Annotated in this window: 14 protein-coding genes and 2 pseudogenes; 8 read left to right on the top strand and 8 right to left on the bottom strand. The window is 71.9% G+C overall.

Features of this window, described 5'->3' with window-relative positions; genetic code table 11:
- Positions 1 to 2: 2 nt before the first annotated feature.
- The 3 genes and pseudogenes from STRVI_RS29240 to STRVI_RS29230 form a co-directional block, all read left to right on the top strand.
- A complete protein-coding gene (locus STRVI_RS29240; protein ID WP_014059232.1) occupies positions 3 to 1,271 on the top strand; it encodes a DUF7224 domain-containing protein in 1,269 nt (422 codons plus the stop codon).
- Positions 1,268 to 1,858, top strand: coding sequence for a hypothetical protein (locus tag STRVI_RS29235; RefSeq protein ID WP_014059231.1), 591 nt, complete (start codon positions 1,268 to 1,270; stop codon positions 1,856 to 1,858). Before STRVI_RS29240 ends, STRVI_RS29235 begins: the two co-directional genes overlap by 4 nt.
- Positions 1,859 to 1,994: 136 nt before the next feature.
- A pseudogene (locus STRVI_RS29230) lies at positions 1,995 to 2,537 on the top strand (GNAT family N-acetyltransferase); the annotation flags it as partial.
- 40 nt (positions 2,538 to 2,577) lie between these two features.
- On the opposite strand, the gene STRVI_RS52965 reads toward STRVI_RS29230, so the two are convergent.
- Positions 2,578 to 2,934: an MmyB family transcriptional regulator gene (locus STRVI_RS52965; protein ID WP_050993777.1), complete on the bottom strand. Its 357-nt coding sequence runs from the start codon at positions 2,932 to 2,934 to the stop codon at positions 2,578 to 2,580.
- Here STRVI_RS52965 and STRVI_RS53740 point away from each other — a divergent pair.
- Positions 2,879 to 3,094 (top strand): annotated as a pseudogene (locus STRVI_RS53740) (aldo/keto reductase); the annotation flags it as partial. The gene STRVI_RS52965 and the pseudogene STRVI_RS53740 overlap by 56 nt on opposite strands.
- 88 nt (positions 3,095 to 3,182) lie before the next feature.
- Here STRVI_RS53740 and STRVI_RS29215 read toward each other — a convergent pair.
- The 4 genes from STRVI_RS29215 to STRVI_RS29200 are packed head-to-tail and all read right to left on the bottom strand — an operon-like array spanning position 3,183 to position 9,585.
- Positions 3,183 to 6,506 carry a glycoside hydrolase gene (locus STRVI_RS29215; protein WP_014059230.1) on the bottom strand — a complete coding sequence of 1,108 codons (3,324 nt, stop codon included), beginning with the start codon at positions 6,504 to 6,506 and terminating at the stop codon, positions 3,183 to 3,185.
- A 27-nt stretch (positions 6,507 to 6,533) separates the two neighbouring features.
- On the bottom strand, positions 6,534 to 7,346 hold the full coding sequence (locus STRVI_RS29210; protein ID WP_014059229.1) for a carbohydrate ABC transporter permease: 813 nt from the start codon (positions 7,344 to 7,346) through the stop codon (positions 6,534 to 6,536).
- The gene (locus tag STRVI_RS29205; protein ID WP_014059228.1) at positions 7,343 to 8,299 is read right to left on the bottom strand and encodes a carbohydrate ABC transporter permease; all 957 of its coding nucleotides are present in this window, start codon (positions 8,297 to 8,299) and stop codon (positions 7,343 to 7,345) included. The genes STRVI_RS29210 and STRVI_RS29205 overlap by 4 nt, the downstream gene beginning before the upstream one ends.
- Positions 8,287 to 9,585 (bottom strand): ABC transporter substrate-binding protein, encoded by a 1,299-nt coding sequence (locus tag STRVI_RS29200; protein ID WP_014059227.1) that lies wholly within the window; start codon positions 9,583 to 9,585, stop codon positions 8,287 to 8,289. The genes STRVI_RS29205 and STRVI_RS29200 overlap by 13 nt, the downstream gene beginning before the upstream one ends.
- A 109-nt stretch (positions 9,586 to 9,694) precedes the next feature.
- Here STRVI_RS29200 and STRVI_RS29195 point away from each other — a divergent pair, with 109 nt between their 5' ends.
- Genes STRVI_RS29195 through STRVI_RS29185 form a run of 3 tightly spaced genes read left to right on the top strand, consistent with a single transcriptional unit; the run spans position 9,695 to position 13,527 of the window.
- Positions 9,695 to 11,536, top strand: coding sequence for a class I mannose-6-phosphate isomerase (locus STRVI_RS29195; RefSeq protein WP_014059226.1), 1,842 nt, complete (start codon positions 9,695 to 9,697; stop codon positions 11,534 to 11,536).
- Positions 11,533 to 12,555: a LacI family DNA-binding transcriptional regulator gene (locus tag STRVI_RS29190; RefSeq protein ID WP_014059225.1), complete on the top strand. Its 1,023-nt coding sequence runs from the start codon at positions 11,533 to 11,535 to the stop codon at positions 12,553 to 12,555. The genes STRVI_RS29195 and STRVI_RS29190 overlap by 4 nt, the downstream gene beginning before the upstream one ends.
- Before the next feature lie 27 nt (positions 12,556 to 12,582).
- Positions 12,583 to 13,527 carry an ROK family protein gene (locus tag STRVI_RS29185; RefSeq protein WP_014059224.1) on the top strand — a complete coding sequence of 315 codons (945 nt, stop codon included), beginning with the start codon at positions 12,583 to 12,585 and terminating at the stop codon, positions 13,525 to 13,527.
- Positions 13,528 to 13,575: 48 nt separating this feature from the next.
- On the opposite strand, the gene STRVI_RS29180 is transcribed toward STRVI_RS29185, so the two are convergent.
- A complete protein-coding gene (locus tag STRVI_RS29180; RefSeq protein WP_014059223.1) occupies positions 13,576 to 14,721 on the bottom strand; it encodes a serine hydrolase domain-containing protein in 1,146 nt (381 codons plus the stop codon).
- A gap of 337 nt (positions 14,722 to 15,058) precedes the next feature.
- Between STRVI_RS29180 and STRVI_RS29175 the strand changes: the two genes are divergently transcribed.
- A complete protein-coding gene (locus STRVI_RS29175; protein ID WP_014059222.1) occupies positions 15,059 to 15,928 on the top strand; it encodes an LLM class F420-dependent oxidoreductase in 870 nt (289 codons plus the stop codon).
- Between the two features lie 23 nt (positions 15,929 to 15,951).
- On the opposite strand, the gene STRVI_RS29170 is transcribed toward STRVI_RS29175, so the two are convergent.
- Both STRVI_RS29170 and STRVI_RS29165 read right to left on the bottom strand, forming a co-directional pair.
- Entirely contained in the window at positions 15,952 to 16,845 is an 894-nt protein-coding gene (locus STRVI_RS29170) for an NAD-dependent protein deacetylase (protein WP_043236687.1), read from the bottom strand.
- 121 nt (positions 16,846 to 16,966) lie between these two features.
- Positions 16,967 to 17,929: a hypothetical protein gene (locus STRVI_RS29165; RefSeq protein ID WP_014059220.1), complete on the bottom strand. Its 963-nt coding sequence runs from the start codon at positions 17,927 to 17,929 to the stop codon at positions 16,967 to 16,969.
- Between the last annotated feature and the right edge of the window lie 99 nt (positions 17,930 to 18,028).

Here is an 18,028-nt window from a genome sequence, read left to right as displayed (position 1 = left end):
CCGTGCTGCTGCGCACCATCGTCCGCGTCTCGTCGGGCACCCGACTTCTGCCGCTTCTGGTCGGCTTCGTCGTCGTCGCCCTCAGCGACAACTTGTCCGAGTGGGTCACGCCCCACTACTGGCTCTCCGCCACCGGCACCGCGACCCTCGCGCTGTCCTTCGTGGGCCCCGCGTGTGCCGGAGCCGGGGCCTGGGAGGGAAGCCGGCTCAGGCGCGCGCGCATCTCCGACCAGAACGCGGTCCGCTCGCCTCTGGCCATCGCCTTCCCCCTCCTGCTGCCGGTGTTGGTGATGGGCGTGGTCGGCATGACGGTGGCCCTGCTGGTCTCTGCGGCCGCCGCCGACGTCGGCCTCGGCATGCCCGATCTCGGCATCCTTGGGGTGGAAGTGGTGCTGCTCGCGGCCAACACCCTGGTCGGCTTCGTCCTGGGCCGTCTGTGGGCTCCGATCATCGCGGTGCCGGTCACGTTGATCGCGAGCTTCGTCGCCAACGCCTACCCGGTCTCCTGGAGCGCTGTGTGGATCCGGTACCTCGTGGGCGGAGGACTGCAGGACTGCTGTGCGCTCGACCAGAGCCTGGACGTATGGGCGCTGGTGAGCGCGGGAGTGTTCGGTACGGCGGTCTGTCTGTCCGCCGCCGTGCTGATCCACTACCGGAGGACCGTCCCCGCCGTCGTCGCCGCGGTCGCGCTGCTGGCCGGAGGGTTCGGGGGTGGTGCTGCCTCCGCCCACGGCATGGGGGCGGACCCGGTGACCTCCCGTCCGGTCGGTGACCTGGTGTGCGATCACGGTCAGCCCCGTATCTGCCTGTGGCCCGAGATGGACGACCGAGCCGGGATGGTCCGCGCCGAGTCACGTAAGGCCGTCGAGAGGCTCCGCCGGGCGGGCGTCGTGGTGCCCGCCACGCTGACCATGGCGGACCGGCCCCGCTCTGACGAGACCAAGCTGGCCATTGGCCCCGGCATCAGCGCCGTCGGTGTGCCCACCGGCGTGGCGGCAGGGCTGCTTCCGCAATCTCCTTCCTGCGCGGACAACGGAGAGCGCTACCCGGGCTCCGACGCTTACGGCCCCGTCGGAGCGTGGCTTTCCCTCACCGCCGGCGCCTCGCCCCGGAGCCTCGCCAACCGGGTCGCACCGCCGGAACTGGCCCTCGCCCAGCATGTCCTGAAACAGTCCCGGAAGGCCCAGCTCGCCTGGTACGAGCGCAACAACCGCGCCATGCGGGCCTGTGACGTGCGCCCCCAGTTGGGTATCGACGGGAGCCGCGGATGATCTGGTGGTGGAAGGCCCGTGCCGTGCCCGTGTTGAGCGCGTCCGTCGTCGGGACCAATGTGGTGGGCCTCCTCATGGGCAACGCCGAACTCCCTGTGCCCGTGCTGACCGGCCAGTCCGGACACTTCCTGGTCGGCCACCTCATCACGCTGCTGCCCGCGGTGATGCTGCTCTACGGCATGGGGCGCGGCGACCTGCGCACCGAAAGCGTCGCCTGCCGGCCCGTGCGGAGATGGGACGCCGCACTCGGTTCGGCGGTCGCCGCCACCGGGGCGGGGATGGCGGCCCTCTGCTACGCGCTGGGGGCTGACGGCATCGCCTTGGTGCTGGGGCGCAACATCGCCGGCTACGTCGGCCTGGCGCTGCTGCTGTTTCCCTTCCTCGGCCATCGCATCGCGGCCGTCACCGTCGCCATCGTGCCGCTTGTGTGCGCGGCGGCCGGCTGGAGCGGCGGTCGCCCCGAGCCGTGGGCCTGGATCCTGTATCCCGCAAACTCCCTGGTCGCGCTAGCCATCACGGCAGCGATCGTCCTCGTAGGCATTCTCGTCTGCCTCACCCGACAGGACCCGTTGCGGCCCGCTCACTGAGGAAGCTGTCAATGCCGATCGATGGTGACGGGCCTGACGTCGCTCTCAGCCTCAGGGCTCTCCTGCCGGTGTCATGGCTCGTTCTACTGTTTCAAGGTGAAGAACAACATTCCTCGGCAGTGCGGTTCGTCTCGTCCCGTTATCCACCGAGCACGCTGACGCGCTCTTCCCCTCCGCGTCCGACCCCGAGGTGTGGCGATGGATGCCGCGGCCACGTCCTGAGACCGTGACGCAGCTGCGCACGATGCTGAGCGAGATGATCGCGGATCCTGTCCGGCGGTGCTTCGCGGTGCAACGTCGTGACGACGACGCTGTGATCGGTTCGACCAGCTTGTACGACCTCGACCTGGAGGAGAGCCGGGCCGAAGTCGGCGCGACCTGGTTCGACCGGTCTTGCTGGGGAGGTCCGTACAATCCCGAGTCCAAGCTGTTGCTGTTCAGCCATGCCTTCGATGACCTGCGCCTCGTCAGGCTCGCTCTGCGCACCGACCATCTCAATGTGCGTTCTCAACAGGCGCTGGCCCGTCTTGGCCTGGTCTACGAAGGCACCCTGCGCAGCCATATGCGGCGCCAGGACGGCACCCGCCGCGACTCGCTCTACTACAGCCTGCTCGCGGATGAGTGGCCCACCGTTCGTGACACGCTGCGGGCCAGAATCGCTGCCAAGAGGACCGCATGAGGGCTGGGGCCATGTCCATGGTTTGCGCTGTTCCCGCTGGTCAGGTCAGGCGCTCGTGGAGGTCGGGTGCCGGCTGGTCCTGGGTGGCGGCCCAGGTGGACAGGAGGCGGAGGGCGTCGGCGCTGGGGGTGTGGGGGACGGCGGTGTAGATCACGACGGCCCAGCGGTTGCGGAAGATCTCGCTGCGGGTGGACAGCTCCCCGATGAGGTCGGTGAGGTCCTTGTCGTAGGGGTTACGGCCGGCCTCGCCGCGGAGCATCGCGGCGACGTCGTCGGCGCCCTTGTCCCAGTCGGGGAGAAACGCGCGGGCGGCCGGGTCGAGGTAGATGAAGCGGGCGGCCGGCGCCACACCGGCCCAGGTCGCCCTGGCCTGGCTGCCGGCCAAGGGCGAGCACATCGTCCCGATCCCCGGCACCAAGCGGGCCGCCCGCGTGGAGGAGAACACCGCCGCCGACACGGTCGAGCTGACCGCTGAGCAACTGGCCAAGCTCGACAGCCTGCCCCCGGCCGCCGGCCATGACGAAAACGAGGAGGTGCGGCGGCGCATCGAGCGCTGACGTTACATGACCGTGATGCAGGGCGTTGTGGGAGCCGCCCGCCACCGACCCGGAGCCGGTGGCGGGCGGCTCCCACGACGCTGCCCAGCTAACCCGCTGCCCCCGCCGCGCCGAGGCGCACCCGCACCGCGACGCTGCCCAGGCGGGGGATGTCCACGAGGATGTCGTCGCCGTCGAGGGTGGCGGGGCCGTCGGGGTCGCCGAGGTAGGTGGCGCGTTCCGCGCCCGCGACGGGGAAGCCGCACCTGAGGCGGACCGTGCGGGGCTCCGTGGCGAAGGACTGGAGCCTCACCAGCAGGTCGACGCCGTCGTCACCCGGCACCGGGGCCGCGTCGCGGACCGTGATGCGCGCGTCGTCCACGGAGAGCAGTGCGCGTTCGGCCGGGCGGTGCGCGTCGGGGGCGCCGTGCGCCGGGACGCCGATCAGCGGGTGGTCGACCTCGTAGGCGGTGCGCAGTGCCAGGGCTTCGGCGTCGATGCTCTCGCCGCTGCGGCGGACGCCCACCGCGTAGCGGAAGGTGGTGTGGAATGCCTGCTGGGATGGGAAGTTGGTGTCCCAGAGGTTGTTGTGCACCCAGGAGTAGACCGTGCCGGGCCGGCGCGGTGAGGTCAAGTCGGGGAAGGGTGCGTAGGGCAGGGCGATGGTCTCCGGCTCGACCAGCGGCGCGTCCCTGGTGATCCAGGCGACGGGGCCGCCGTCGTCCGCCAGGGAGACGAACGACCTGACGGCACGCATGTGCTGGGGTGCGCCGGGCACATGGGCGAGGCCGGTGCCGGTCAGGGCCCCGGTGATCTCGTAGTGCACCGTGGGCCGTGTCAGCGCGAAGGGGAACGCGAGGTAGGCGCTCTCCTTCGTCATGGTGGCGGGCTTGTCGAAGCGGTTGTCGATCACCAGGTGGGCGTCGTCACGGCCGAGGCTGAGCGTGGTGCGGGCCCGGCGGACGCCGTCCGCCGCGTACTCGTAGGTGAGGCGCCGGCCGAGGGCGTCGTCGACGCGTTCGAGGAGTACGGCGGGGCGGGCCAGGGTCCGGGAGCCGAGGAGTTCCAGTTCCTCGCTCACGGTGGTCTTGTTGGCCTGGTGGTTGTAGCCGCCCGCGGTGGTGTAGGTGTCGTAGACGTAGCCGTTGAAGCCGACGACGGCGTCCTGGTCGACGAGTTCGCGACCGGTGGCCTTCTCGACGAGGCTCGCCACACAGGCCGTGGTCAGGTCGACGCGGACGCGCAGATGGTCGTTCTCCAGGATCAGGTCGTCGGCGGTGGGCAGGGGGACGGCGCGGTCCCCGCGCTTCTCGCCCTCCTCGCCCGCCTCGTCCCCGTCGAGGCGGAGGGCGGTGGGGGAGGCCACCACCTTGCCGCCGTCGGTGCCGGTCACCGTCACGTCCAGCCGTACGAGGCCGAACGGCGGCACATCGGGGACCTGGATGTGCAGCCACCGCCCGGCGTCCCGGTGGACCGGGTTGGTCTGCGCCTCCTGGACCAGCGGCAGTTCCGCGCCGGTGCGGCCGTCGGCCACCGACACCGTGCTCGTGAGCGGGACACGGCTCTCGCGCAGGAACACCGTCACGACCGAGGTGCGGGCCGCCGCCGTGGTGTTGACGGCCCAGTACGTCACGTCGGCGTCGGCCGCGGCGGGCAGCAGGGCGCCGAGTGCGGCCGAGGCGTGGTCGAGGAAGGTGTCGGCGTCGTTGTCGCCGTGCAGCGCGTACCCGTACTTCCAGTGCCACTGCTGCTCGCCCGACTCGCCGCCCGCGTCACCGTGGGTCCACGGGTCGGAGGCGCCCCAGGTGTGCTCGTTGAACAGGGACACCGACCGGTACACCTGGTCGGCGCCGCCGCGGGCGGCCGCGGCCAGGTCGGCGGTGGGCGCCGCGGGGGAGGCCAGGGCGGCCATGCCGTACAGGGTGGTGGCGTCGGTGACGGTGGACTGGGCGCGGCGCACCATGGCCTGGGGCCGGGCGCCCGAGCCGACGCCCTCGACCCACCAGTCGCCCCAGTCGCCCTCGAAGGCGGGGATGGCGTCGCCGAGCCGGGCCTCGGCGTCGGTGAAGAAGTCGGTGTTGGTGGACAGCCGCAGCCTGGGGCTGTCCCATGTCTCGTTCCAGCGTCGTACGGTCTCGGCGAGGATCAGCCGCGGCGGCGCGTTGTCCCCGAAGTGGCCCTGCACCCTCAGATGCAGCACGTCCCACGGGTAGGGCTCGCGCTCGCCCGGCGCGGGGGACGGTGAGCCGAGGAGCTCGGGCGGGATCGGGTAGGGGTTGGTCGCGAGCGACGTCAGGTAGGCGGGCAGCAGGTCGTCCACCATGGCGTAGGAGGTGTCGAAGCCCAGCACGGGCCCTTCCATGTAGGCCAGGCCGTGGGGGCTGTCGGTCATCCATACCAGCACCTCCTTGCCCGACGGGGCGCGCCACCGGAACAGGCGCGGCAGCCGTGCCCCGCCGTTGGTGGTGGGCACCGAGCGCCCGGCCCAGTTGTGCGCCACCGACAGGTAGCGCACGCCCAGCGGGGACAGGGCGTCCGGCAGCCCGGCGACGGAGCCGGGTACATCGGTCTGCATGGCCGAGTGGAAATCGATCCCGTAGGTGTCCCTCACCCGGCGGGCCAGCCGCAGCAGTTCGTGCAGTTCGTCGGTGGAGCAGGTGTCGCTGTGGAGGTTGTACGGCATGGCCGTCAGCTCGATCTGGCCGGCCCGGACCCGCTCGACGAACTCCGCCACCCGCTCCGGCGGCCGGACGGCGGCCCACTGCTCGAACGACCACAGCGACTCCACGGCCCACCGGAACCTGGCGTCGTCGGGCCAGCCGTCGGTGGTACGGGTCAGATCGAGGCAGGAGTCGAGGAAGGCGACATGTTCGCCGAGGACGGTGCCCTGGGGATCGGTGTAGCCGATGTCCAGGTGCGAGTGGTGGACCAGGTGGATCGTCCACTCCCGCGGCGGTTCCAGCGCGAAGGCGAGCACCGCCGACACGTCGCCGTTGCGGGCCTGGATCCGCACATCGCGGCGGTCGCTCTCCAGGGGGAGCATCAGGCGTGGGCCGCCGGGCGCGGGCAGCACCTCGACGGGCACCCGGCCACGGCCGGCGACCTCCACCTCGAATGTCCACTCGCCGTGGTCCGGAGCGTCGTGGCCCGGAGCGTCGTGGTCGGGAGCGTCGTGGTCGGGAGCGTCGTGGCCCGGAGCGCTGTGGTCGGGAGTGCCGTGATCCCGAGCGCCGTGGCCCGGCGAGTCGCCGGAGACGAGGATGCGCACACCGCGCCGGGCGCCGGCGTCGTCGCGGCGTACGAGGTGTTCCGGCAGGGCCCGCAGTTCCATGCCGCCGGCCCGCGCGGTGGCGGCGACGGCGAGGCCGATCATGCTCGTCCGGGCCTTGTCGGTGGACCAGCGGCGGTCGCGTACGAGGGCGCGCGTCGTCATATGTCTTCTCTCCCAGGGTGGTTCGGTTCAGGCCGTGAGCCGCAGGCTGTTGACGAAGAAGCGCTGGAACACGAAGAAGAGGACCACGGTCGGCAGCGACGCCACGAGCGCGCCGGCGAGCACGACGGGCGGCCCCACCGTGGAGCAATTGCCGCCGAGGTCGGCCAGTGTGGCCGTCACCGGCCGCACGTTCGGGCTGAGCGACAGGGTGATGCCGAACAGCAGGTCGTTCCAGATCCAGGTGAACTGGAAGATGAAGGCGGCCAGCAGCGCGTTCCTGGCCAGCGGCAGATGGATCCGCAGGAACATCGACAGCCAGTTCACGCCGTCGAGCTGGGCCGCCTCGGAGATCTCCCTCGGCACGGTGAGCATGAAGTTGCGGTTGACGAAGAACGCGAAGGGGATGGTCAGCGCCACATAGACCAGCAGCATGCCGTACTGGGTGTCGTAGAGGCCGGTGGCGGCGTACCCGGTGAACAGGGGGGACAGAAACGTCTGGAGGGGCAGCACGGTGCCGGTGAAGATGAACCAGAACCAGAATGCGGGCCGCCGCACCGGCATCACGGTGACGGCGAACGAGGCGAGTGCCGCGATCACCACCGCCACCGCCGCGCCGATCACCGCGTATGTCAGGGTGTTGAGCAGTCCCCGCCCGACGTCGGCGCTGTCGAACGCGGCGCGGATGTTCGCGAACAGCCCCGGGGAGGCGAACCACCACCGTGGCGATCCGGTGTACTGCTTGGCCGGGGTGAACGCGTTGACGACGACCAGCCAGGTCGGCACCAGCCACAGCACGGAGACCAGGACGACCAGGGCGCCACGTACCGTCCTGCCCGTCATACGCCCTCCCCCGTCCGTTGCCCCACCTGTCGCCGCAGGTAGAGCCAGGAGGCGGCGATGACGACGACCGTCAGCACGACGGAGACGGCCGCGCCGTAGCCGTACCGGTTGAGGGTGAAGGTCTGCCGGTACATCGTCAGCGCGAGCGTCTCGGAGGCCGTTCCGGGGCCGCCCTGGGTGAGCAGCCACACGATGTCGAAGGTCTTGAGGCTGTTGACGATGGACATGCCCACCACCACGACGGTCATCGGCCGCAACTGCGGCACGATCACACGCAGGAAGAGCTGGAGGCCCTGCGCGCCATCGATCCGGGCGGCCTCGATGGTGTCCGAGGGAATGGTCTGGAGCCCGATCAGGAACAGGATCAGCGAGGCCCCGGTCGCCTGCCACGTCGTCGCCACGATCATGACGAGGGTGTTCATCGGCCAGTGCAGCAGCCACTCCTGCTGCCAGCCGCCGAGCCCCACCGCGCTCAGCGTCTGGTTGACCGCCCCATCGCTCTTCAGCAGGAACGTCCACAGCAGCGCCGTCGCCGAGCCGGAGAGCGCGTACGGGATGACCACGGCGGTGCGGGCCACCGCGCCCCAGCGCACCGAATGGGTCAGCACCGCGAGGAGCAGGCCCAGCAGTACGGGAAGGACCAGCGTGCCCACCACCCAGAGCACGGTGTTCAGCAGCGACCGGCCGAAGTCGGGGTCGGAGAAGAGCGCGGTGTAGTTGGACAGGCCGACGAAGCGTGCGGTGATGCCGTTGTCGTCGAAGAGGCTGCGCCATGCGGTGACCAGGAAGGGCACGACCAGGAGCAGCAGGACCAGCGCCACGGCGGGGGTGAGGAACGCGCCCACCCAGACGGCGGCGCGGTGGCGATCGGCGCGCGGGCCGGGCGCGGGGGCCTCGGGGCGGCGTGGCCCCGTGCGGCCGGCCGCCTCGTCGGCAGTGGTCAGGACGTCCACATCTTCCACTCCTTGTCGGCTCGGTGCTGCATGTTCGTCAGGGTCTTCGTCGCCTGCGCCGACGTGGGGTCGATCATGAAGGCGCTCAAGTCCTGGACGTTCCCTTCGATCAGTACGGGGGGCGACGCCTCCCAGTAGCGGATGGCCTGTGCCGGCCGTTCCCGTCGCACCTGGGCGGCGACCTGGCGCACCGTGTCCACCTTCGGCACGACGCCCGGGTCGGCGGAGGTGTCCCGCAGGAATCCCGTCCACGCCGTCTGGACCGCCGGGTCGAGCCAGGCGCGTGCCACGGCGAGGGCGGCGTCGCGCTTGTGGGCGTTCGCCGACACCGCCAGCACACCGCTCTCCACGAGGACCGAGGGGGCGCCGCCGGGCGGCGGTGGCAGCAGAAACGCGCCGAGGTCGGCCTCCTTGACCCCGGTGTCGAGGAACGTCCCGGTGTTCCAGGTGCCGTAGAGGCACATGGCGGTGCTGCCCCGCGCGAACTGGCCCGGTACGTCCGTGGACGAGGCATCGGGCGAGGAGAACGCGCCCCGCCGGTACAGATCGCTCCACAGGGCCATCGCGCGCCGGCACACCTCATCCGTGTACGAGGCCCGGCCCGCCGCGAGGTCGAGGTAGAAGCGGTGGTCGAGCCCGTTGACGAGCTGCTGGAACCAGATCGAGGACTCCCAGGTGGTCGCCCCGCCGGAGGAGATCGGCGTGATGCCCTCGGAGTGGGCGGCGTCCACCACATCGAGGAACTGCTGCCATGTCCTGGGCACTTCCACCCCGAGCCGCTTGAAGACGGACCGGCTGTGGAAGACCACGTAGTACGACTTGTAGAGCGGGACGCCGTACTGCCGTCCCTCGTGGCTGAAGGTCTCGCGCAACGCGGTGTCGTCGCTCCAGCCGCGCCGGGCCGCCTCGTCCCAGGCGTCGGTGACATCGGCGAGGATCCCGGCGCGGGCGATGTCGCGCAGCCGGTACCCGTTCCACCACTTGAGGAGATCGGCCGTGGAGTCGGTCTGCGCCGACATCCGCACGATCTGCTGGTAGTTGCTGACGTTGGGAACCGCCCGCGGCGCGAGCCGGAAGCCGGACAGCGGCCGCAACTGGCTGCCCGCCGCCCGGAAACCCGGCGCCCAGGTGGGGTTGTCGTTGAACACCGAGACCACGTCGGCCGGTGCGGGCCGGCTCATCGAACCTCGTGCACATGCGCTGAGCGCGAGACCGGAGACGGCTGCGAAGGAGGAGGCCAACACCCGGCGGCGGCTGGTCCCCTGTGGCATGTCGATCGGCCCCATCTGAGACCCCCTCGTCACGGAATCACCGACCTGGTAAGTTATCGGTAACGTACAGGCGTGCAGGTGGTTTGAAAAGACGCGCGTTAACGTATCTCACGGGATTGGTGACATGGGCGAGGCTCCGCAGGTCAACGCGAAGGCACCGCAGAAGGCACCGCAGTACGATCCGACACCGTGCTATCCCGTCCTCGCCGACACGGTCGCCGCCGGCTGGGCCGACGCGGCCGGGACGCTCCCGAAGGGGACCCGGGTCCTCGCCGTGGACGGCCCCGCCGTACTGGACTGGGCCGCCGTCGCCGCCGGGCTGCGCGCGGCGTTCGACGATCGGCGCACCCCGGTGGAGTTCGCGGACGTCCGCACGGCGGTGCGCGACTGGGAGACGGTACGGCGGCTCACGGACTCCGAAGAGCTGCGGGGCGACCCCGACTTCGCGAGGCTGGCCGGTGGCGACCTGTCAGACCTGATGGACCCGCAGGCCCTGGCGGCGCTCGCCGATCCGGGCGAATCCGGCCCGGGCGAGGACAACCCGGGCGAGGACGGCGCGGGTGAATCCGGCCTGGGGGAGGGCGGCGCGGGTGAATCCGGCCCGGGCGAGGGCGCCGCGCTGCGCGTGCTGCTCGGGCCCGGCGCCGCGCTCGCGGACGCCGACGTCCTGTGGTGGGCCGACCTGCCGAAGCGGTACGCGGAGGCGGCGGTCAAGCACGGCCGGGGCCGCAACCTCGCGGCGCCCGAGGGTCAGCCGCCGACCCTGCGGCGGCTGCTCTACATCGACTGGCCGCTGCTCGACCGTCATCGCGACGACATGGCGGGGCGGATCGACCGCTGGATTGACGTTACCGATACCGTCGCCCCGACGTCGATCGGCGGGCAGACGCTGCGCGAGACCTGCCGGTCGCTCGCCGCCCGCCCCTTCCGCACCCGGCCGACCTTCAACTCGACGCCGTGGGGCGGGCACTGGGGACAGGAGACGCTCGGTCACAACCCGGACGCGGAGAACACCGCCCTCGGCTACGAGCTGATCGCGCCGGAGAGCGGTGTCCTGCTCGGCGACGACGCCTCCAGATGTGTGGAGGTGCCGTTCCAGCTCGTCGTCGCGCTCTCCCCGGTGGATGTGCTCGGCCCCGCCGTGCACGAGATGTTCGGCACGTCGTTCCCCGTGCGCTTCGACTACCTCGACACCGTCGGCGGCGGCAACCTCTCCGTCCACTGCCATCCCAGGCCGGACGATATGCGCGACGTCTTCGGCTGGCCGTACACCCAGCACGAGACCTACTACCTGATGCGCGCCGGGGACCACAGCAAGGTCTTCCTCGGACTGCGCGAGGGCGCCGACGTCGAGGCGTTCCACCACAGCGCGCACGCCGCCGACGCACACGGCACACCGTTCGACGTCGAGCGGTACGTGCAGGTGTTTCCCGCCGAGGCCGGGCAGCTCTACCTGGTCCCGGCCGGTACGCCGCACGGCAGCGGCGAGGGCAATGTCGTCCTCGAAGTCAGCGCCACCCCCTACCTGTACTCCCTGCGGTTCTACGACTGGCTGCGGCGGGACGCGGCGGACCGGCAGCGTGCCGTGCACGTGGAGCATGCCTTCCGCAACCTCGACCCGGCGCGGTCGGGCGACGCGGTCGCCCGCGAACTGGTCCAGCGGCCCCGGCCGCTGTTTGCCGGCGACGGCTGGACGGAGGAGTTGCTCGGCGCACTGCCGGCGATGTTCTTCCAGGTGCACCGGATCGCCGTCGAGCCGGGCCGGACCGCCGAGCAGGAGACCGACGGCCGCTTCCATGTGCTGACCGTGGTCGACGGGCAGGGCGCGGTCATCACCACCGCCGCCGGGCACCGGCACTCCGTACACTATGCCGAGACTCTCGCAGTCCCGGCGTCCGTCACCTCCTACCGCGTGCACAATCAGGGGCCGGAGCCGGTCCGTCTGGTGAAGGCACAGGTGGTATGAGCGCACACTCGGGTTCCGAACCGGCCCTCACCATGCGGGACGTGGCCGCACGGCTCGGCGTCAGCCCGATGACCGTCTCCCGCGCGCTGCGCGGTCAGCGCGGCATCGGCGAGGCCACCCGCCGGCGGGTGCTCGCCGAGGTGGAGGCCCTCGGCTACCGCCCCAACAAGCGTGCCCGGGAGCTGCGTTCGGGCGGTCCGAACGAGCTCATCGGGCTGGTCGTGACCAACCTGGCGAACCCGTTCTACTCCCAACTCGCCGTGGGCCTCGAGCAGATCTGTGTGGGCTACGGCGCACGGGTCATGCTCGGCAGCACCGGGGAGGACCCGGCCGCCGAACGCGAGGTGGTGGCCGACCTGGTGGACCGCGGCGTGGACGGCCTGGTCGTCGTCCCGGCCGGTCATGACCACAGCCACCTCGCCGGGACACGGCTGCGCGACCTCCCGGTGGTGCTCGCCGCCAGCCCGCCGATGGGCATCGACGTGGACTGCGTCCTCGTCGACGACTTCGGCGGCACCCGGGACGCCTGCCGGCGGCTCGTCGCCCGCGGCCACCGGCGCGTCGGCTTCCTCGGTCTGCCGCCGTCGCTGTGGACGGGGTCCGAGCGCTTCCGGGGCTATGCGGTGGCGCTGGAGGAGGCGGGCATCGCGCTCGACGAGCGGTACGTCAGCCGGCACCGGAGCGACAGCGCGCTCGCGGAGCAGGCGGCGCGCGCCATGCTCGCCCTGCCGGACCCGCCGACCGCGCTGCTGACCGCCAACAACCGGAACACGGTCGGCGCGCTGCGCGCCCTGCGGGACCGCGCGCGGGACCAGGAGCCGGTCGCCCTCGCGGGCTTCGACGACATCGAACTCGCCGACATGCTGCACCTGCCGCTCACCGTCGTCTCCTACGACCCGGTCGAAATCGGCCGGGCCGCCGCGACGCTGCTCTTCGAGCGCCAGGCGAGCACCGCCCCGCAGCCGCCGCGGCGCGTGACGATCGCGACCACACTTGTCGACCATCCGGCGCCGCGGTAGGCGCCGATGACGGTTTCCGGAGGTCCCGTGCCGCCCAGCGTTGTGCCGTCCAGCGTCGTGCCGCCTCCCCTCGTGCCCGTCCTCGAAGTGGGCGGTTCCCATGTCACCGCGGCGGCCGTCGACCTCGATCGGGCCCGGATCGCCGACGGCACCCGGCGCCGCCTGCCGCTGGCGCCCGGCATCGGCCCCGAGGACTTCCTCGTCGCGCTCGCCGAGACCGCCAACGGCGTGCTCTCGGCGCCCGCCCTCGGCGCGCGTGCGGTCCGCGACACCTGGGGCATCGCGGTCCCGGGGCCGTTCGACTACGCGCGCGGCATCGCCCGCTACCACGGCGTCGGCAAGTTCGCCTCGCTGAACGGCCTCGCCGTCGGCGAACTCCTGACGCCCCGGCTGAACCCCCGCCCGGCCGGGCTGCGGTTCCTCAACGACGCCTCCGCCTTCGCGCTCGGCGCCCGGCACACGGTGCACACCGGGAGCGGACGCCTCGTGGCGGTCACGCTCGGCACGGGGATCGGCTCCGCGTTCCTGGACCGGGGGACGATCGTCGAGGACGACCCGCGCGTACCGCCCGAGGGCCGCGTCGACCTGCTCACCGTGGACAGCCGCCCGCTGGAGGACACGGTCTCCACCCGGGCGATGACCACCCGCTACACGGACCGCACCGGCCGCCCCGTCGACGGGCTGCGGGAGCTGACCTCCCTCGCCGCGGCCGACATCACCGCCCGCGACGTCATCACCTCGGCCCTGCGCGCCCTCGGCAAGACCCTCGCCCCGTGGCTGACCGCCTTCGAGGCCGACACGGTGGTCTTCGGCGGCTCCATCACGGCCGCATGGCCCCTGATAGGCCCGCCCCTCTACGCCGGCCTGACCCACCACGACCCGCGGCTCGCGCGACTGGCCCTGTCGGTACGCGACGACAGCGAGGACCAGGCCCTGCTGGGCGCGGCGGTATTCGCGGCCCGCGCCGCGTAGCGCCCGCCCACCCGACCCGCACATGGATCGCGGACCTTGAGCGGAGTGTCAGGGGCGGGTCCGGCACAGTTCCTGGTCCACGAGTGTGCTCATGGACTGCTGGGTGTCGTCGCCGCCGTCGCTGGTGACGTACACCACGGCGGTCCGGGTGCCGTCTCGGGTGACGCCACCCCAGGTGTGATAGCCGAGCAGTTCGCCCGGGTGGCCGAAGTAGCTGCCGCCACAGGACAACGGGATCTCGCCCAGACCGAGTCCGTACCTCACGCCCAGCTCGGGCGCGGGCTTGGTGGTCGTCATCTCGTCGAGCTGTGCGGGAGCAAGCAGACGGCCGCCGAGCAGTGCGGTGTAGAACCGGTTCAGGTCGTGCGTGGTGCTGATGATCGAGCCGGAGCCGGCGGCCATACTCGGATTGAGCGCCGTGACGTCGATGCTGGTGTCGGTGCCGAACGCGGCGTAGCTGTGGGCGTGCGGGCCCCGGATGGACGGGGAGGCGCCGGGGGCGCTGGTGTCCCTCAGGCCCAGCGGGCGGATGATCCGGTCGTTCACCTCCTGTGCCCAGCTCCGGCCGGTGACCTCGTGGATGATCATCGCGGCGAGAACGTAGTTGGTGTTGGAGTACGACCAGCCGTCGCCCGGCGGGAAGTTGGGCCGGTGCTTCATCGCCGGCCCCACCAACTCCTCGGGGGTGTACGTGCGGAACCGCTCGGCGCGATAGCCCTCCGCGCTGTTCAACGCGGGTATCTCCGGCAGGACGTCATGGATGCCGCTGGTGTGCTGCAGCAACTGCCGTACGGTGATCCGGCTGCCGTCGTTGTCGTTGCCGTGGACCACTCCCGGTAACCACTGCTCGACGGTGTCCTCCAGGGACATGCGCCCCTCGCCGACGAGTTGCAGCACGACGGTGGCGGTGAAGGTCTTGGTGGCGCTGCCGATCCGGAACCCGCCGTTCCGTGGCATCGGCCTCCCGGTGCCCACCTTGGCCGTCCCGGCGCGCGCGCTGTCACGTCTGTCCGGTGACGTCGCCTCGGCGAGCACACCGACGGCCCCGGTGCCGTGGACCGCGTCCACCTGCTGTTGGAGCGGATCGGCCGGCCGCGGCTTCGCCGCCGCCGGTCCGGTCGAGGCGGCGAGGAGGACCGTGGCCAGGCCGGTCAGGACGAGCCGGCCCCGCCGGCGCCTTCCCAGCCCATGCATGGTGATCCCTTTCTGGTCGGGGTTGCCCGCGCGTTTCGGGGACCGCCCAGGCTGTGGCCCGCGGCTGTTTCGCCCCCGGAGCCGGTGGTCTGCGACCATCCCACCAGCGGAGAGGGGATCGGCCCATCCGGCCGTCCCCCTGACCTGCCGATGCGCTGCCCTCAGGGCAGTGGCTGGGGTTACCCCCCCCGTAGACATGCCCAAGGCTTCTCCCAGAGGGCATCGAGGAAGGCCTTCGCTCGTCCGGACGACATGCCCCGCCACGGGCGGGCGCGGCGTGCCACGTCACCCGGGTGAGTCCGCGCCTCGTGCTTAAGGTGACGCCCGGAGGTGGAGCATGCGAGTGGGAGTGCACGCGCTCGGTATCGGTGACGGTGCCCGTCCCGAGGTGATCCGTGCGGTGGCCACAGCCGCCGAGACGCATGGCTTCGCGAGGCTCTGGTGTGGCGAGCACGTGGTGCTCGTGGACGCGCCCGACTCTCGCTACCCCTACTCCGCGGACGGCCGGATCGCCGTGCCCGCGGACGCGGACTGGCTGGACCCGCTGCTCGCCCTGACCTTCGCGGCGGCGGTCACCAGCCGGATCGAGCTCGCCACCGGCGTACTCCTGCTGCCTGAGCACAATCCGGTCCTGGTCGCCAAGCAGGCCGCCACACTCGATGTGCTCTCCGCCGGGCGGTTCAGCCTCGGGGTCGGAGTCGGCTGGTCGGCCGAGGAATTCGCGGCGCTCGGAGTCCCGTTCGCGGGGCGCGGGCGGCGCGCCGAGGAGTACCTTGCCGCGATGCGCGCTCTCTGGGCGGCGGATCCGGCCTCCTACGCGGGGGAGTTCACCCGCTTCGAGGCGATCCGGGTCAACCCGAAGCCGCTGCGTGGCCGACGGCTGCCGGTCGTGGTCGGTGGCAACAGCGACGCCGCCTTGCGCCGGGCGGTGACGCTCGCCGACGGCTGGTACGGCTTCAACGTCCCGGTGGCCGACGTCCCGGCGCGTATCGCCGTTCTCGCCGACGAGTGCGCCCGCCACGGCCGCGCTTTTGACGAGCTCACGGTCGCCGTCGCGCTGAGCGACGGCTCCCCGGAGCACCTCCCCGCACTCGGCGCGGCGGGCGTCACCGAACTCGTCGTCGTCGGCGCTCCTCCGCCCGCTCCCGACGCGGCGGCCACCTGGGTCGCGGAACTCGCCCGGAGCTGGCTCCGCCCGGCGGAATAGCCAGGGTCGCAAGGGCGCCGGAGTCAGGTCTGTGCCGGCTCTGGGATGCCCAGTCGGCCGGCCACGGCGGTGAGGGCCGTTCCCAGCGGGAGGGCGACCCGGGTGACGGCGTGCTGGTCGCCCCGGGTCGGGGCCAGGTTGACGATCAGCACCGGCTTCCCGGCCTTGGCCGCCTGGCGGACGAACCGGAGCCCGGACATCACCGTCAGTGAGGAGCCCAGGACCAGCAGTGAAGTGGCCTCACGGACCAGCTCGCGGCAGTGCACGACCCGCCGCGGCGGAACGGCCTCGCCGAAGAACACCACGTCCGGTTTGAGGATGCCGCCGCAGACCGTACAGGGCACCACGCGGAAGTCCCCGACCTGCTCGTCGGTGAGGTCGGCGTCACCGTCCGGATTGATTCCGGCGGCCACCGGCGCGAAGCCCACATTGGCCTCCTCCAGCCGCCGGGCGAGTTCGCGGCGCGGGCTGACGGCGCCGCACCCAAGGCAGACGACCCGGTCCAGGCTTCCGTGGAGTTCCACGACACCCTCGCTGCCGGCGGACTGGTGCAGACCGTCGACGTTCTGGGTGATCACGCCCGAGAGCAGGCCGTGCCGCGCGAACGTGGCCACGGCCCGGTGCCCGGCGTTGGGACGGGCCCGGCCGAAGGTGCGCCAGCCGAGGTGGCTGCGGGCCCAGTACCGGCGCCGGGCCTGCGCGCCGCCGGTGAAGTCCTGGTAGGTCATCGGGGTGTGCCGGCTCAGGCTCCCGCCCTCGCCCCGGTAGTCGGGGATGCCCGACTCCGTGGAGATGCCCGCCCCGCTGAGCACCAGCACCCCGCCGGTGCTCAGGGCGTCGGCGACCGGCGCCAGGTCCGTGGTGCCCGGCGGCAGGTCCTCGACGGGGGTCCAGCTCAAAGTGGGGCGCATGCGCATGCCGCCAGGGTACGGAACAGGCCGCCACCACCCACGTCCGCCGTCGATTCCCGAGCAGCGCGGCGGAACGCCCGGTGGCCCACGGTACGACCGCGGCGATCCCCGGAGACGGTGGGATGCTTCAGCCGCGTATGGTCACGCCGTGGCGCGTACGCAGTCGGTGCAGTTCCCACAGGGAGAGCCCGGTCACCGAGAGCGGGCCGCCGAACAGGGAGCAGAACTGGGCCCACATCGGACCGTTCGGCATGCCGCTCCCGGTCGCGTTGAGGATGGCGACGATCCAGACCATCACCACGGTGAGCACGGCCGGCAGCGCGGCATGCACATAGGCGGTGTTGAAGGCGGAGCGGGCGACGTAGGCCGAGGCCACGAAGAAGAACGGCAGCCCCCACAGCACGAACGCGAGCGCGGGGACGGCGGCCACGAATAGCCACACCCCGTGCAGCCCGTGCAGCAGCGTGGTGCCCGAGATCACCCACGCCGTGCCGAGGAGGCCGGCCACGACCAGGATGTACCAGCCGACGGTCTTGGCCGGGACGCCGAGCCGGGAGCGCAGCAGCCGCCGCCGCTCCGCGGGCGCGTAGCGGATGAAGGCGGTGATCACCACCGGTCCGGCGATGATGAGCAGGACCGGGGTCAGCAGGAGCTGGGCGACACCCTCGCCGGCCTGGTCCCCCAGGCCGTTGTCCGCCCCGTACATGTAGTAGAGCGCGAGCGTCGCGAGGATGCCGAGCACCGTGCGGATGACCTGGACGCGGGTGACCACGGGATCGTGGACACGCCCGCCGCCGTCCTGGTCGAACACCCTGCGCGCGGCCCGGTGCACCGAGCGGAGCAGGGGGACGATCAGGACGAGGAAGGGCACCCGCCGGTACCGGCGCCGGTTCCTGGGCGCCGGGCGGTAGGGCCCGGGCGGCGGGGTCCCGTAGGGGTTCGGTGGCGGCCCGTACGGATCCGGTGCCGGTGGCGGCCCGTACGGATCCGGTGTCGGCGTGGGCCCGTACGGACCGGGTGCCGGCGGCGGCCCCCAGTGATTGCCGCCCTGCCCGGGGCCGTTCGGCGGACCCCATCCCCCCGTTGCCATCGCGATTCCTCCTCGCCCCTGCGGCCCATGCGTTCGACCGCTCATTTTTCGCCAGTGGCCGGGGAATTGTAAGGCACGCGGTTCGGTGTCCTGCCGGGC

Origin of the sequence: Streptomyces violaceusniger Tu 4113 (assembly GCF_000147815.2) — a bacterium.
Lineage (GTDB): Bacteria > Actinomycetota > Actinomycetes > Streptomycetales > Streptomycetaceae > Streptomyces > Streptomyces violaceusniger_A.
The sequence above is the reverse complement of the archived record's forward strand: the minus strand, read 5'-3'. Positions and strand labels throughout refer to the sequence as shown.